We start from the raw sequence: 15,845 nt of genomic DNA, 5'->3' as shown, positions 1-15,845 counted from the left end.
ACTTACCGGTTAGCAAAATTACCCTCTCGTTGCTGTTGTCATGCGTTCGATCAGAACGCCGTCCCGATCTGGAACTGGAATTTCTGGTACTGGTCGCCATCGTGCTTCTGCAGCGGGAAGCCGAGGCTCAGCTTGAGCGGACCGATCGGCGAAATCCACGCGAGACCGACGCCGTAACCGTAGCGCAGGCCGTTCGCACCCGTGCTCGTGCCGCCCGGCGCATTGCCCCACACGTTACCGCCGTCGAGGAACGTAAACACGCGCAGCGTGCGGTCGTAGCCGGTGCCCGGCAGCGGGAACGTCAGCTCGATGTTCCCGACGACCATCTTCGAGCCGCCGATCGGGTCGTTCGTCTTCGTGTCGCGCGGGCCCAGCGAGCTCGGCTCATAGCCTCGCACGGAGCCGATACCGCCCGCGTAGTAGTTCTTGAAGATCGGGTACGGGTTGCCGATGCCGTTGCCGTAGCCGCCTTGCAGGTTCAGGCCGAGGATGAAGCCGCGCGAGAACGAATAGTAGTACTGCGCCTGCAGGTCAGCCTTGTAGTACTGGATCTTGCCGACCGGCACGCCGTACTCCATGTTCGCCTGCGTGAAGTAGCCGCGGCTCGGGATCAGCGCGCTGTCACGCGCGTCGCGCGACCACGCGACCGTCAGCGGCACCGTGTTCGACACGCGGCCGAACTCGTTCACGTAATCCTGGTAGCTCTGCGGCGTCGCCGAATCGACGTCGAGGCGGTTCTGCTCGAAGCCCGCGCCGAAGTAGACGGTATCGACTTCCGAGAACGGGATGCCGAACTTCATGTTGCCGCCCGCGCTGATGATCCGGAAGCTCGAGCTCGTCGAATAGTAGAGCGGCTGGTACGTACGGTAGTAGACGTCCGTGATCCGCTTGATGCCGTCGACGGTGAAGTACGGGTCGACCTGCGTGACGGTCAGCGTCCGGTAGCTCTTTGCGGTGTTCACGTTCACTGCGAGACTCGTGCCCGAACCGAACACGTTGTCCTGCGACACGCCGGCCGACAGCACGACCTTGTCCGTCGACGAGAAGCCCGCGCCCAGCGTGATCGCGCCGGTCGGCTTTTCGTCGACCTTCACGTTCACGTCGACCTGGTCGTTCGTGCCTTCGACCGGCACCGTCGTCACGTCGACGTTGGTGAAGTAGCCGAGACGGTTCACGCGGTCCTTCGACAGCGCGACGCGGTTCGAATCGAACCACGAGCTCTCGAGCTGGCGCATTTCGCGGCGCACGACCTCGTCGCGCGTGCGCGTGTTGCCGACGACGTTGATGCGGCGCACGTACACGCGGCGGCTCGGATCGACGACGAGCGTCAGGTTCACCTTGTGGTTCGCCTGGTCGATGTCCGGCTGCGCGTTGACGGTCGCGAATGCGTAGCCGTATTCACCGAGCTTGTCGACGATCGCCTTCGTCGTCTGCTGCAGCTTTTCGGCCGAGAAGCGGTCGCCCGGCTTGACCTTGACGAGCTTGGTCAGCTCGGCCTCGCGGTCGAGCAGGTTGCCCGACAGCTTGATGCCCGACACCGTGTACGGCTCGCCTTCGTGCAGCGTGACCGTCAGGTACATGTCCTTCTTGTCCGGCGAGATCGACACCTGGGTCGACTCGATGTTGAACTCGAGGTAGCCGCGGTTCAGGTAGTACGAGCGCACCGCCTCGAGGTCGCCCGTCAGCTTTTCCTTCGAGTACAGGTCGTTCTTCGTGTACCAGGAGAACCAGTTCGGCGTCGACAACTGCATCTCGTCGCGCAGCGTGCTCGTGCTGAATGCCTTGTTGCCGATGAAGTTGATCTGGCGGATCTTCGCGCTCGGCCCTTCGGCGACCGCGAACAGGATCGACACGCGGTTCGCGTCGACCGGCGTGACCGTCGTCTTGACCTCGGCCGCGTAGAAGCCGCGCGTCAGGTACTGGCGCTTGAGCTCCTGCTCCGCCTTGTCGACGAGCGCCTTGTCGTAGTAGCGGCCATCCGCGAGACCGACCGCGCGCAGCGCCTTCGTCAGGTTGTCCTTGTCGAACTCCTTCGTGCCGGTGAAGTCGATCGATGCGATCGCCGGGCGCTCCTGCACCTGCACGATCACGACGTTGCCCTGGGTGGCGATGCGCACGTCGTTGAAAAAGCCCGTCGCGTACAGCGCGCGAATTGCTTCGGATGCCTTGTCGTCGGTGAACGTGTCGCCTTGCTTGATCGGCAGGTATGCGAACACGGAACCGGGTTCGACGCGCTGCAAGCCCTCGATCTTGATGTCTTGCACCACGAACGGTGCCGCTGCATGCGCCGCGAGGCCGTGCGCAGCGAGCGCCGCCGCTGCAACTGTCTTAGGTACAAAGCGATGAGGTTTGAACAACATGCATCCCCAATATTTAGCTGCATCAAATCAGGCGACTGCCCTGCGGCCGCCGCCTGATGCTTCAGAAATGGATTAACCGAGCCAGATCGTTGAACAGCGCGATCGCCGACAATGCGACGATGCAGATCAACCCGGCTCTTTGCAGAATCAGTTGCCAGCGCTCCGAAACGGCTTTCCCGGTCGCGGCTTCAACCAGATAATATAACAGATGCCCCCCGTCCAAAACGGGAATCGGCAACAAGTTAAGTACGCCAAGGCTAATGCTGACAAGGGCGAGGAACGACAGGAACGCCGACGGACCGAGCCGCGCGCTCTTGCCTGCGTAGTCGGCGATCGTCACCGGGCCGGACAGGTTCTTCAGCGACGCGTCGCCGGTCACCATCCGCCCGAACATCCGCAACGAATACACCGAGATGTCCCACGTGCGGCGCGCGCCCAGCTTCAGGCTCTCGATCGGCCCGTAGCGCACGTCGACGCTCGGCGTGTGCATCGACAGCGCGGCGCCGATGCGGCCGACCGGCTGCCCGGTTTCGTCGTCGCGCTGCGCCTGCGGCATGATCGTGACCGTCTGCGCGGCACCGTTGCGCTCGATCCTGAGCGTGAGCGACTTGCCCGCATGGTGCTTCACCGCATCGATGAAGCGCGACGCGCCGCCGATCCGCTCGCCGTCGAGCGCGAGCAGCGTGTCGCCGCTCTTCAGGCCGGCCCGTTCGGCCGCGCTGCCCGGCTGCACCGACGCGACGGACAGCGCGCCGCCGCCCGTATCGAAGCCGAGCCGCATCATGAAATCGTCGTCGAGGTCGGTTTCCGGAAGATGACGCAGATCGACGCGGAAATCGTAGGTCGACGCGCCGCCGTCGCGCGCGCCGAGCACGACTTCCCGACGATCGAACGCGGCCGCGAGGAGCTTCCAGCGCAGGTCCGACCACGAGCGCACCGGCTGCGCGTCGCCGCCGTGCGCGTCGCGGATCGACACAATCGTCTCGTTGCCGTCGAACCCGGCCCGGGCCGCGACCGTGCCGGGCGCCGGCGGCGCGATCACCGCCGCGGGTTCGGTCACGCCCGTTGCGAAAACAACGGAAAACAGCACGATTGCCAGCAGGAAGTTGGCAATCGGCCCGGCCGCGACGATCGCGATGCGCTTGCCGACCGACTGGCGGTTGAACGCCTGCCCGAGCTCTTCCGGCTTCACGCCGGGGCCCGGCTCGCGCTCGTCGAGCATCTTCACGTAGCCGCCGAGCGGCAGCGCGGACAGCGTCCACTCGGTGCCCGTCTTCCGGCTGACCCAGCGTGCAACCGGCTGCCCGAAGCCGATCGAGAAACGGAGCACCTTCACGCCGCACCAGCGTGCGACGCGATAGTGCCCGTACTCATGCACGACGACCAGTACCCCGATCGCCACCGCAAACGCGATCAGTTCAACCAGCACGTTCATGAGCACCTCATTCAGGCAGTGCGCTCCACGCGTGGCGCAGGCGCTTTCGCAATGATTTCCGCAGCGAGGCGGCGCGCCTCGGCATCGGCCGCAAGGATGTCGTCGAGCCCGTTCGGCGCACGGTTCGGCAACGCGTTGAGCACGGCATCGACCGTCGACGCGATCGCCATGAAGCCGATCCGGCGCTCGAGAAACGCTTCGACCGCAACCTCGTTCGCCGCGTTCAATGCGGCGCTCGCGACGCCGCCTTCGGCGAGCGCCTTCAGCGCGAGCGCCAGGCACGGGAAGCGCGCGTAGTCGGGCTTCTCGAACGACAGCTGTGCGATCTGCGCGAGGTCGAGCTGTTCGACGCCCGCGTCGACGCGGGCCGGGTAAGCGAGCGCGTGCGCGATCGGCGTGCGCATGTCGGGGTTGCCGAGCTGCGCGAGCACCGAGCCGTCACGGTACGACACGAGCGAGTGGATCACGCTCTGCGGATGGATCAGCACGTCAATCCGGTCGCCCGGCAGCCCGAAGATCCAGTGCGCCTCGATCACCTCGAGGCCCTTGTTCATCATCGTCGCGGAATCGACCGAGATCTTCCGACCCATCACCCAGTTCGGGTGCTTGCACGCCTCGTCGGGCGTCACGTCGACGAGCGTCGCCGGTTCGCGGGTGCGGAACGGGCCGCCCGACGCGGTCAGGATGATCTTCGCGATCCCGCCGTGCTCGGCCGCATCGCGCGGCATGCACTGGAAGATCGCGTTGTGTTCGCTGTCGACCGGCAGCAGGATCGCGCCGTGGTCGCGCACCGCGTCCATGAAGATCGCGCCCGACATCACGAGCGATTCCTTGTTCGCGAGCAGGATGCGCTTGCCGGCACGCGCGGCCGCAAGGCTCGGCGCGAGGCCCGCCGCGCCGACGATCGCCGCGACGACGGTGTCGCAGTTGTCGCTCTTCGACACGTCGACGAGCGCCTGCGGCCCGTAGGCCACCTCGGTCCTGCTGCCGGCCGCGCGCAGCTGCGCCTCGACGCGCGCGGCAGTGTCGGCATCGCCGACCACGGCCACTTCGGGCGCGAAGCGCAGGCACTGGGCGACCAGCTTGTCGCCGTTGCGGTGCGCGGTGAGCGCGTAGACCGAAAAGCGCTCCGGATGGCGCGCGACCACGTCGAGCGTGCTGTCTCCGATCGAGCCCGTCGAACCGAGCAATGTCAGGCGTTTTTGCATAACAGAAGTGTAGGTTTTAACCGTGAAACAGCAGCATCGCGATCGGCAGCACGGGCAGCAGCGCGTCGACGCGGTCAAGCACCCCGCCATGCCCCGGCAGCAGCCCGCTCGAATCCTTCACGCCCGCCTGGCGCTTCAGCAGCGACTCGAACAGATCGCCGATCACGCTGTAAGCGACGAGCAGCGTCAGCGCAGCCCACGCACCCGGCCCGCCGAACCGTGCGGCAAATGCAGAAAAAAGGGTCGGCTCGAACAGGTGAGCCGCCATCGCGGCGCTCGCGACGATCATCACGGCGAGCCAGCCGCCGACAGCGCCTTCCCAGGTCTTTCCGGGGCTGATCGTCACGGCCAGTTTACGCTTCCCGAAGGCCTTGCCCGCGAAGTATGCGCCGATATCGGCCAGCCAGACGACGAGCAGCAGCGACAGCACGAACGGCACGCCCTGCGCGCGCGCGGCGACCAGCGCATGCCAGCAGGCCGAGAAGATCACGAGGCCGGCCGCAAGCAGGAACGGCCGCCACACGCCGCCGGCGAGCACGGGCTTGCGCGAGAGCACGAACGGGCCGACCAGCAGCCAGAACACGCCGGCTGCCGCAAAGAGGGGGCGGGATGACGATTCGCCGATGCCGAGCCGCGTGGTCGCGGCGAGCACCAGCGCAGCGACGATCGCGTAGACGACCGGACCAGCGCCGCTCAGCTTCAGCAGACGCGCCCATTCCCAGGCCGCGAACACCAGCACGACGCCGATCAACGCGCCGAACGCCATCAGCGGCGCGAACAGCGTCACCGGCAGCAGCACCGCCAGCAGCACGATCGCCGTGATTACACGGGTTTTCAGCATGAAAGGGAGTCGGCGTTCTGCGACTGCGACTCGACTTGCGCGCTCGTACGCCCGAAACGGCGCTCGCGGTCGGTATACGACGCCAGCGCGTCGGCCAGCGCGGCACCGTCGAAATCCGGCCAGTATTTGTCGGTGAAATAGAACTCGGCGTACGCGAGCTGCCACAACAGGAAGTTGCTGATGCGCTGTTCGCCGCCGGTGCGGATGAAGAGATCGGGTTCCGGCGCGTAGGCCATCGCCAGATGGGGCGCGAACGAATCCTCGCTGACCTCCACCTCGCGCCCCTCGCGCACGGCCTGCTCGACGAGCTTCTTCGTCGCCTGCAGGATGTCCCACCGGCCGCCGTAGTTCGCGGCAATGGTGAGCGTGAGGCGCGTGTTGCGCGCGGTCTTGGTTTCGGCGCGGCGGATCAGTTCGCGGATGCGCGGTTCGAAACGCTCGAGATCGCCGACCACACGCAGGCGGATCCCGTTCGCATGGAGCTTGCCGACCTCGCGCTCGAGCGCGGTGATGAAGAGCCGCATCAGGAACGACACTTCGTCGGTCGGCCGCCGCCAGTTTTCCGAACTGAATGCGAACAGCGTCAGGTATTCGACGCCGGCGCGCGCGCAACCTTCGACCACCGCCCGCACGGCGTCCACGCCGCGGGTGTGCCCCGCGACGCGCGGCAGTCGGCGTTCGGTCGCCCAACGGCCGTTGCCGTCCATGATGATCGCGATGTGACGCGGCACGGCGCCGACGTCAGGCACGCGAACGGTAGAGCTGGTATAAGTCATGGCCGTTGAGACTGTAATGCGGGAAGAAGGCGGCACGCGAGGACGGTCGTCAGACCGTCATGATCTCGGCTTCCTTGGTCTGCACGAGCTTGTCGACTTCAGCAACGTGCTTGTCGGTCAGCTTCTGCACGTCGTCGCCGGCACGGCGCTCGTCGTCTTCCGAGATTTCCTTGTCCTTCACGAGCTTCTTGAGCTGCTCGTTCGCGTCGCGGCGCAGGTTGCGGATCGCGACCTTGGCCGTTTCGCCCTCGCCCTTCACGACCTTCGTCAGCTCGCGGCGGCGCTCTTCCGTCAATGCCGGCATCGGCACGCGGATCAGGTCGCCGGCCGTCGCCGGGTTCAGGCCCAGATCGGCTTCGCGGATCGCCTTCTCGACCTTCGCGACCATGTTCTTTTCCCACGGCTGCACGCCGATCGTGCGCGCGTCGACGAGCGTCAGGTTGGCCACCTGCGAGATCGGCACCATCGAGCCGTAGTAGTCGACCTGCACGTGATCGAGCAGGCCCGTGTGCGCACGGCCCGTGCGGATCTTCGCCAGATCGTTCTTGAACGCTTCGATCGAGCGCTGCATCTTCTGCTCTACGCCCTTCTTGACATCAGCGACACTCATTTCAACCTCCGAACCTTCAATTCTTCAATGATCGCGGGCCTCTCGCGTACGCGCCGACGCCCACGGCGGTCGCGCACGCCGGCCGCCCGCATCCGGTCGACCGCATCCGCGGGAGTTTACACGTGGACGAGCGTGCCTTCTTCCTCGCCCAGCACGATGCGCTTGAGCGCGCCCGGCTTGTTGATCGAAAACACGCGAATCGGCAGCTTCTGGTCGCGGCACAGCGCGAACGCGGTCGCATCCATCACCTGCAGATTACGGCTGATCGCCTCGTCGAAGCTGATCGTCGTGTAGCGCGTGGCGGACGGATCCTTCTTCGGATCGGCGGAATATACACCGTCGACCTTCGTCGCCTTCAGCACGACCTCGGCGCCCACTTCCGAGCCGCGCAGCGCGGCGGCCGTATCCGTCGTGAAGAACGGGTTGCCGGTGCCGGCCGCGAAGATCACCACCCGACCCTCCTCGAGCTGGCGGATCGCACGGGGGCGAATGTACGGCTCGACGACCTGGTCCATCCGCAGCGCGGACTGCACGCGCGCCTCGATGCCCGCGTGGCGCATCGCGTCCTGCAGCGCCAGTGCGTTCATCATCGTCGCCAGCATCCCCATATAGTCGGCCGTCGCGCGGTCCATGCCGGCCGCGCCGCCCGCGACACCGCGGAAAATGTTACCGCCGCCGATCACCACCGCGAGCTGCGTGCCGAGACGCACGACTTCGGCGATGTCAGCCACCATCCGTTCGATCGTAGCGCGATTGATGCCGAAGGCATCGTCGCCCATCAGCGCTTCGCCGGAGAGTTTGAGGAGGACGCGTTTATAGGCATTGGGCATAGGGGCTTCCGAGCGACGAGAGGATGACAACCACGAACTGTAGGGGCGAAATACTGATTCGGGCAAGCGCCGCCGGTCGGACCGGACTTGCCGGCCGGCCGGCGGCGCCGCCGGCCGCGGCGGGACGGACGCCCGCCGCGGGTATTGCTTGACTGCTTACTGCTGCTTTGCTGCTGCGACTTGCGCGGCCACTTCGGCGGCGAAGTCGTCCTGGCGCTTCTCGATGCCTTCGCCGACGACGAACAGTGCGAACTTTTGCACCGCAGCATTCGCGGCCTTCAGCATCTGCTCGATCGTCTGCTTGTCGTTCTTCACGAACGTCTGGTTCAGCAGCGACACTTCCTTCAGGTACTTCTGGACGCTGCCGTCGACCATCTTCGCGACGATCTCGGCCGGCTTGCCCGATTCCGCAGCCTTCTGCTCGGCCACGCGGCGCTCCGTCTCGATCAGATCGGCCGGCACGTCGGCCGACGACAGCGCGACCGGCTTCATTGCCGCGATGTGCATCGCGACGTCCTTGCCGACCTGCTCTTCCGCGCCCGTGTACTCGACGATCACGCCGATGCGCGCGCCGTGCAGGTAGGTCGCGATCTTGTTCGCGGTTTCGAAGCGGACGAAACGGCGGATCGAGATGTTCTCGCCGATCTTGCCGACCAGCGCGAGGCGCACTGCGTCGACCGTGCTGCCGTCGAGCGGCAGCGCCGACAGCGCAGCCACGTCAGCCGGGTTCTGCGTCGCGACGAGTTCCGCGACGGTCTTCGCGAATGCGTTGAAGTCGTCGTTCTTCGCGACGAAGTCGGTTTCGCAGTTCAGCTCGACGAGCGCGCCGGCGTTGCCGCCGACGAACGACGCGACGATGCCTTCGGCCGTCACGCGCGATGCCGCCTTGCTCGCCTTGTTGCCGAGCTTGACGCGCAGCAGCTCTTCAGCCTTGGCCAGATCGCCGTCGGCTTCCGTCAGCGCCTTCTTGCACTCCATCATCGGTGCGTCGGTCTTTGCGCGCAGTTCTGCCACCATGCTTGCGGTAATTGCCGCCATCATTCGCTCCTTGAGTCTGTATTCACAACGCCGCCCGCTTTGACGCGAACGGCCGAGATTCGTTTCCGGACCCGCGCCGACACGGCGCGATCAGGTCCGGCGCACAAGCTTAAAAAAAGGGGGCCTGTTGAGAGCCCCCTTTTTGCGCCGGCTCGGGGCCAGTTACGCGTTTTCCTCGACGTACTCGTCGTCGCCACGCACTGCCTGGACCACTTCGTTGACCGCGTTCGCACGGCCTTCCAGGATCGCGTCGGCCACGCCTTCCGCGTACAGCGCGACTGCCTTGCTCGAGTCGTCGTTGCCCGGGATCACGTAGTCCACACCTTCCGGCGAGTGGTTCGTATCGACCACGGCGATGACCGGCACGCCGAGCTTGTTCGCTTCGGTGACGGCAATCTTGTGGTAGCCGACGTCGACGACGAAGATCGCGTCCGGAATGCCGCCCATGTCCTTCACGCCGCCGATCGACTTCTGCAGCTTGGCGATTTCACGCTCGAACAGCAGCGCTTCCTTCTTGCTCATCTTCTCGAGCTCGCCTGCCTCGACCGCTGCTTCCATGTCCTTCAGGCGCTTGATCGACACCTTCAGCGTCTTGAAGTTGGTCATCATGCCGCCGAGCCAGCGTGCGTTGACGTACGGCATGCCTGCGCGCTGTGCTTCCTGCGCGATCGTGTCGCGCGACTGGCGCTTCGTGCCGACGAACAGGATCGTGCCGCGGTTCGCTGCCAGCTGACGCACGTACTTCTGTGCGTCCGTGAACATCGGCAGCGTCTTTTCGAGGTTGATGATGTGAATCTTGTTGCGATGACCGAAAATGAACGGTGCCATCTTCGGGTTCCAGAAGCGCGTCTGGTGACCGAAGTGGACACCTGCTTCCAGCATTTGGCGCATCGTGACTGCCATGTGAATTCTCCACGAGGGTTAGGTCTTAAGCCGGCTGCCGTACCGCCGCGCGAACGTGCCCCGAAAGGCTTGCCACCCCCGAAGGGCGCCAGATTCCGCGCGGCCGGCACCCTGGTTGCGCCGGCTTGCGATTCGGCACGTGCGGAATGCCCGTGCCGCAAGCCTCCACCGCCCAATGCCCCGCTTCAATCCCTGAAGCCACCCCGAATCGGGACATGAAAGGCATTTGAGTGTCGACTTAGCCAAAGAGTATAGCACGCCGATTTGTCGGCCCTCAAGTCGCCCGCCACTTTGCCGCACCGGCCGCCGCGCGCCCGGCAATCCGCAAAAACCCGCGCCTGCTCAGGCGCCGGGGGCTGCGACGCCCGGCATAAGGTGCGATAATTCGTCAATTCACCGCTTTCCAGGCACACCTCGATGGCTATTACGCTCAAAAACGAACACGATATCGCGCAGATGCGCGTCGCCTGCCGTCTGGCGAGCGAAGTGCTCGATTTCATCACCCCGCATGTCGTCGCGGGCGTCACGACGGCCGAACTCGATCGCCTCTGCCATGAGTACATGGTCAAGGAACAGGGCACGGTTCCCGCGCCGCTGAATTACCAGCCGCCCGGCTATCCGCCGTACCCGAAGGCCACCTGCATCTCGGTCAACGACGTGATCTGCCACGGCATCCCGGGTGACAAGGTGGTCAAGAACGGCGACGCGCTCAACATCGACGTCACGGTCATCAAGAACGGCTACTTCGGCGACACGAGCCGGATGTTCATCGTCGGCGAAGGATCGATCCTCGCGAAGCGCCTCGTGCAGACCACCTACGAATGCATGTGGCTCGGCATCGACCAGGTCAAGCCGGGCGCGCATCTCGGCGACATCGGCCACGCGATCCAGAAGCACGCGGAAGCGCAGGGCTACAGCGTCGTGCGCGAATACTGCGGCCACGGGATCGGCACGGTGTTCCACGAGGATCCGCAGGTCGTCCACTACGGCCGTCCGGGCACCGGCGTCGAGCTGAAGCCGGGGATGATCTTCACGATCGAGCCGATGATCAACGCCGGCAAGCGCGACATCCGCACGATGCCCGACCAGTGGACGGTCAAGACGCGCGACCGCAGCCTGTCCGCGCAGTGGGAGCACACCGTGCTCGTCACCGAGACCGGCTACGACGTGCTGACGGTGTCCGCCGGCTCGCCGGCCCGCCCCGTGTTCGCCAACTCGGCCACGGCGGTCTGAGCGCGTCCGCGCCAGCCCGCCCCGCCCCCCATCTGACCGGCCGCCCATGAGCGCTCACGCAGCCCCGTCGTCCGAAGCGCTGTCGCGGCGCGCCGAATTCAAGGCCGCCAAGGCCGACCTGCTTGCGCGCTTTCGCAGCGCGGCCAACGTCGCGCCGCTGATGCACGCGCTGTCGAAGGCCACCGACGATGCGCTCAAGCGCGTGTGGGACGATTGCGGGCTGCCCGCAACGCTCGCGCTCGTCGCCGTCGGCGGCTACGGGCGCGGCGAGCTCGCGCCCTATTCCGACGTCGACATTCTCGTGCTGCTGCCCGACGGGCACGACACCGAACTCGACGCGCGCATCGAGCGCTTCATCGGCATGGCGTGGGATCTCGGCCTCGAGATCGGCAGCAGCGTGCGCTCGGTCGCGCAGTGCATCGAGGAGGCGTCGAACGACGTCACGGTGCAGACGTCGCTGCTCGAGGCGCGCCGCATCGTCGGCAGCACCGCGCTGTTCGAGCGCTTTACGGTGCGCTACCACGAGGCGCTCGACGCCCGCGCGTTCTTCACCGCGAAGGTGCTCGAGATGCGCCAGCGCCACGCGAAGTTCCAGGACACGCCGTACAGCCTCGAGCCGAACGTGAAGGAAAGCCCGGGCGGGCTGCGCGACCTGCAGACGATCCTGTGGATCGCGCGCGCGGCCGGCTTCGGCAGCAGCTGGCGCGAGCTCGACACGCGCGGCCTCATCACCGACCGCGAAGCACGCGAGCTGCGTCGCAACGAAGGCTTCCTGAAGACGCTGCGCGCGCGGCTGCACGTGATCGCCGGGCGCCGCCAGGACATGCTCGTGTTCGACCTGCAGACCCAGGCGGCGGAAAGCTACGGCTACAAGCCGACGCCTGCCAAGCGCGCGAGCGAACAGCTGATGCGCCGATACTACTGGGCCGCGAAGGCCGTCACGCAGCTCGCGACGATCCTGATCCAGAACATCGAGGCCCAGCTCTTTCCCGCGACGAGCGGCATCACGCGCGTGCTGTCGCCCGACCGCTTCGTCGAAAAGCAGGGGATGCTCGAGATCGTCGACGACGGCGTGTTCGAACGTCATCCGGACGCGATCCTCGAAGCATTCCTGCTGTACGAGACGACGCGCGGCGTGAAGGGCCTGTCCGCGCGCACGCTGCGGGCGCTGTACAACTCGCGCGAGATCATGAACAACGCGTGGCGGCGCGATCCGCAGAACCGCCAGACGTTCATGCAGATCCTGCAGCAGCCCGAAGGCATCACGCACGCGTTCCGGCTGATGAACCAGACGAGCGTGCTAGGCCGCTACCTGCTGAATTTCCGCCGCATCGTCGGCCAGATGCAGCACGACCTGTATCACGTGTACACGGTCGACCAGCACATCCTGATGGTGCTGCGCAACATCCGCCGCTTCGCGGTCGCCGAGCATGCGCACGAATATCCGTTCTGCAGCCAGCTGATCGGCAACTTCGAGCGGCCGTGGGTGCTGTACATCGCAGCGCTGTTCCATGACATCGCGAAGGGCCGCGGCGGCGACCACTCGACGCTCGGGATGGCCGACGCGCGGCGCTTCTGCCGCGAGCACGCCGTCGCCGACGACGACGCGGCGCTGGTCGTGTGGCTCGTCCAGCATCACCTGACGATGAGCCAGGTCGCACAGAAGCAGGACACGAGCGACCCGGAAGTCATCAAGCGCTTCGCCGACCTCGTCGGCAGCGAGCGCAGGCTGACGGCGCTCTACCTGCTGACCGTCGCCGACATCCGCGGCACCAGCCCGAAGGTCTGGAACACGTGGAAGGGCAAGCTGCTCGAGGACCTGTACCGCGCGACGCTCGCCGTGCTCGGCGGCGCACAGCCCGACACGCACTCCGAGCTGAAGTCGCGCCAGGAGGAAGCGCTCGCGCTGCTGCGCCTCGAAACCGTGCCGACCGACGCGCACCGCGCGCTGTGGGACCAGCTCGACGTCGGCTTCTTCCTGCGTCACGACGCCGCCGACATCGCGTGGCAGACCCGCGTGCTGTACCGGCACGTGAACGCCGAGACCGCGATCGTCCGCGCGCGGCCGTCGCCTGTCGGTGACGCACTGCAGGTGCTCGTGTACGTGAAGGACCGCGCGGACCTGTTCGCGGGCATCTGCGCGTATTTCGACCGCAACGGGCTGTCGGTGCTCGACGCGCGCGTCAGCACGACGCGGCACGGCTATGCGCTCGACAACTTCATCGTCACGCAGACCGAGCACGACGTGCAGTACCGCGACATCGCGAACCTCGTCGAGCAGCAGCTCGCGATGCGTCTCGCCGAGGCGGCGCCGCTGCCGGAACCGTCCAAGGGCCGGCTGTCGCGGCTGTCGCGGACGTTCCCGATCACGCCGCGCGTCGACCTGCGGGCCGACGAGCGCGGCCAGTACTACATCCTGTCCGTGTCCGCCAACGACCGGCCGGGCCTTCTCTATTCGATCGCTCGCGTGCTGGCCGAGCACCGGGTCGGCGTCCATGCGGCGCGGATCAATACGCTCGGCGAACGTGTCGAGGACATCTTCCTGCTCCACGGTGCCGGCCTGTCCGACAACCGTCTGCAGATCCAGTTAGAAACCGAATTGCTGCGAGCGATCGCAGTCTGAATGTATTCCAGCGTTTATGCGCACCAAATTGACCGTCAAGAATCCGCGGCCGGCCTCGCCGACCCGCGCCCCCGTCCGTTCCGGCAGCCACGTCGCACGCAAGCCGGTGCGCCCCGCTGCGCCTGTCGCGGCAGCCAAGCCGGCCGGCCCGAAGAAGGCGCCCGCGCCGAAGGCCGCCGGCGAGCGCACGTTCAAACCGCGCGCTGCCGGTGACGCGGGCCGTCCGGGCGCCGATCGCGCACCGGCGAAGCGTCCGCCGCGCGATGGCGGCGTCGAGCGGAGCGTGCGCGGCGGCGGTGCGAAGCCTGTCGGCCGCACCGAACGCGGCGCGGGCCGCACCGGCGAAGGCCGGCCCGAAGGGCGCCCGTATCGAAGCGCGGAAGGCAAACCCGCTGCGCGCGGCGAACGTGGTGAAGGTCGTCCGTATCGCGGCGCGGACGCGAAGCCCGCGGGGCGGTCCGAACGTAGCGAAGGTCGCTTCGGCGAAGGTCGCCCCGAAGGCCGCCCGTACCGCAGCGCGGAAGGCAAGCCCGCTGCGCGCGGCGAACGTGGTGAAGGCCGGCCGTATCGCGGCGCGGACGCGAAGCCCGCCGGGCGGTCCGAGCGTGGCGAAGGTCGCTTCGGCGAAGGTCGCCCCGAAGGTCGCACGTACCGCAGCGCGGAAGGCAAACCCGCAGCGCGCGGCGAACGTGGCGAAGGCCGTCCGTATCGCGGCGCGGACGCGAAGCCCGCCGGGCGCTCCGAACGGGGCGAAGGTCGCTTCGGCGAAGGCCGGCCCGAAGGTCGCCCGTACCGCAGCGCGGAAGGCAAACCCGCAGGCGAGCGCCGCAGCACGGACAGCAGGTTCAGCCGTGGCCCATCCGACGCACGCCCGGCCCGCCGCGGCGACGACGACGCGCGCGACGCGCGGCCCCGCCGCACGAGCACCGGCACCGAAGGCGGCAAGCGTGCGCCCTATCGCGACGCGACGGGCGGCGAAGGCGCGAAGCGCAGCTTCGGCGAGCGCCGCACGACGTCCGAACGTCCGGCCCGTGCGCCGCGCGACGGCGAACGCGCCGCGCGCAGCGCGGACGCGCGCCCGAAGCGCGGCGGCGTCGAGCGGCCGTCGTCCGGCACGGGCTTCAAGACCGCGCAGCCGGTGAAGCGCCGGACGGCCGACGTGGATCACGGCGACGAATCGGGCCTCCTGCGCCTGTCGAAGCGCATGTCCGAACTCGGCTTGTGTTCGCGCCGCGAAGCCGACGAATGGATCGAGAAAGGCTGGGTGCTCGTCGATGGCGAGCGCATCGACACGCTCGGCACCAAGGTCCGGCCCGACCAGCGCATCGAGATCGACGAACGCGCGCAGGCCGAACAGGCCGCACAGATGACGATCCTGCTGCACAAGCCGGTCGGTTACGTGTCGGGCCAGGCGGAAGACGGCTACGAGCCCGCGACCGTGCTGATCACGCGCGAGAACCACTGGAGCGGCGACCGCTCGCCGGTGCGCTTTTCGCCGCAGCACCTGCGCGCGCTCGCGCCGGCCGGACGGCTCGACATCGATTCGACGGGCCTGCTCGTACTGACGCAGAACGGCCGGATCGCGAAGCAGCTGATCGGCGAGCAGTCGGACATCGACAAGGAATACCTGGTGCGCGTGCGCTTCGGCGAACGGCTCGTCGACATCGACCAGCACTTCCCCGCTGAATCGCTCGCGAAGCTGCGCCACGGGCTCGAGCTCGACGGCGTTGCGTTGAAGCCCGCGATGGTGAGCTGGCAGAACGGCGAGCAGCTTCGCTTCGTGCTGCGCGAAGGCAAGAAGCGCCAGATCCGCCGCATGTGCGAGCTGGTCGGCCTCGAAGTGATCGGCCTCAAGCGCGTACGGATGGGCCGCGTGATGCTGGGTGCGCTGCCGCAGGGACAATGGCGCTACCTGTCAGCCGACGAGACGTTCTGACGGCGGCGGCCTGCGCCGCACTCGCCAGGCGTGAAAAAGCCCGCGCAAGCGG

The 15,845-nt window shown here is 66.8% G+C and carries 12 protein-coding genes; 3 read left to right on the top strand and 9 right to left on the bottom strand.

The genetic code is table 11. The annotated features are described in order from the left end of the window. Positions 1–50: 50 nt before the first annotated feature. From bamA to rpsB, 9 genes are all read right to left on the bottom strand, one after another. Entirely contained in the window at positions 51–2,360 is a 2,310-nt protein-coding gene (gene bamA / locus ACV229_RS23340) for an outer membrane protein assembly factor BamA (protein ID WP_448085477.1), read from the bottom strand. Positions 2,361–2,421: 61 nt separating this feature from the next. Next, complete coding sequence (rseP, locus tag ACV229_RS23335) at positions 2,422–3,795, bottom strand: RIP metalloprotease RseP (RefSeq protein WP_448085476.1); 1,374 nt, start codon at positions 3,793–3,795, stop codon at positions 2,422–2,424. An 11-nt stretch (positions 3,796–3,806) separates the two neighbouring features. Next, positions 3,807–5,003 carry a 1-deoxy-D-xylulose-5-phosphate reductoisomerase gene (locus ACV229_RS23330; RefSeq protein ID WP_448085475.1) on the bottom strand — a complete coding sequence of 399 codons (1,197 nt, stop codon included), beginning with the start codon at positions 5,001–5,003 and terminating at the stop codon, positions 3,807–3,809. Between the two features lie 16 nt (positions 5,004–5,019). Continuing rightward, the gene (locus tag ACV229_RS23325) at positions 5,020–5,844 is read right to left on the bottom strand and encodes a phosphatidate cytidylyltransferase (RefSeq protein ID WP_448085474.1); all 825 of its coding nucleotides are present in this window, start codon (positions 5,842–5,844) and stop codon (positions 5,020–5,022) included. Next, entirely contained in the window at positions 5,838–6,620 is a 783-nt protein-coding gene (uppS, locus tag ACV229_RS23320; RefSeq protein ID WP_448085473.1) for a polyprenyl diphosphate synthase, read from the bottom strand. The genes ACV229_RS23325 and uppS overlap by 7 nt, the downstream gene beginning before the upstream one ends. A 49-nt stretch (positions 6,621–6,669) precedes the next feature. Further along, complete coding sequence (frr, locus tag ACV229_RS23315; protein WP_448076033.1) at positions 6,670–7,230, bottom strand: ribosome recycling factor; 561 nt, start codon at positions 7,228–7,230, stop codon at positions 6,670–6,672. 116 nt (positions 7,231–7,346) lie between these two features. Then, positions 7,347–8,060, bottom strand: a complete 714-nt coding sequence (gene pyrH, locus ACV229_RS23310; RefSeq protein WP_448085472.1) for a UMP kinase — start codon at positions 8,058–8,060, stop codon at positions 7,347–7,349. Between the two features lie 156 nt (positions 8,061–8,216). Further along, positions 8,217–9,098, bottom strand: a complete 882-nt coding sequence (tsf, locus tag ACV229_RS23305; RefSeq protein WP_448085471.1) for a translation elongation factor Ts — start codon at positions 9,096–9,098, stop codon at positions 8,217–8,219. 162 nt (positions 9,099–9,260) lie between these two features. Continuing rightward, positions 9,261–10,001, bottom strand: coding sequence for a 30S ribosomal protein S2 (rpsB, locus tag ACV229_RS23300; protein WP_448085470.1), 741 nt, complete (start codon positions 9,999–10,001; stop codon positions 9,261–9,263). A gap of 417 nt (positions 10,002–10,418) precedes the next feature. Between rpsB and map the strand changes: the two genes are divergently transcribed. Genes map through ACV229_RS23285 form a run of 3 tightly spaced genes read left to right on the top strand, consistent with a single transcriptional unit; the run spans position 10,419 to position 15,793 of the window. Then, complete coding sequence (gene map / locus ACV229_RS23295) at positions 10,419–11,234, top strand: type I methionyl aminopeptidase (protein WP_448085469.1); 816 nt, start codon at positions 10,419–10,421, stop codon at positions 11,232–11,234. 46 nt (positions 11,235–11,280) lie between these two features. Next, positions 11,281–13,857, top strand: coding sequence for a [protein-PII] uridylyltransferase (locus ACV229_RS23290; protein ID WP_448085468.1), 2,577 nt, complete (start codon positions 11,281–11,283; stop codon positions 13,855–13,857). A 16-nt stretch (positions 13,858–13,873) separates the two neighbouring features. Next, the gene (locus tag ACV229_RS23285) at positions 13,874–15,793 is read left to right on the top strand and encodes a pseudouridine synthase (RefSeq protein ID WP_448085467.1); all 1,920 of its coding nucleotides are present in this window, start codon (positions 13,874–13,876) and stop codon (positions 15,791–15,793) included. Positions 15,794–15,845: the final 52 nt, after the last annotated feature.

It is taken from the genome of Burkholderia sp. MR1-5-21, assembly GCF_053427715.1.
The sequence above is the reverse complement of the archived record's forward strand: the minus strand, read 5'-3'. Positions and strand labels throughout refer to the sequence as shown.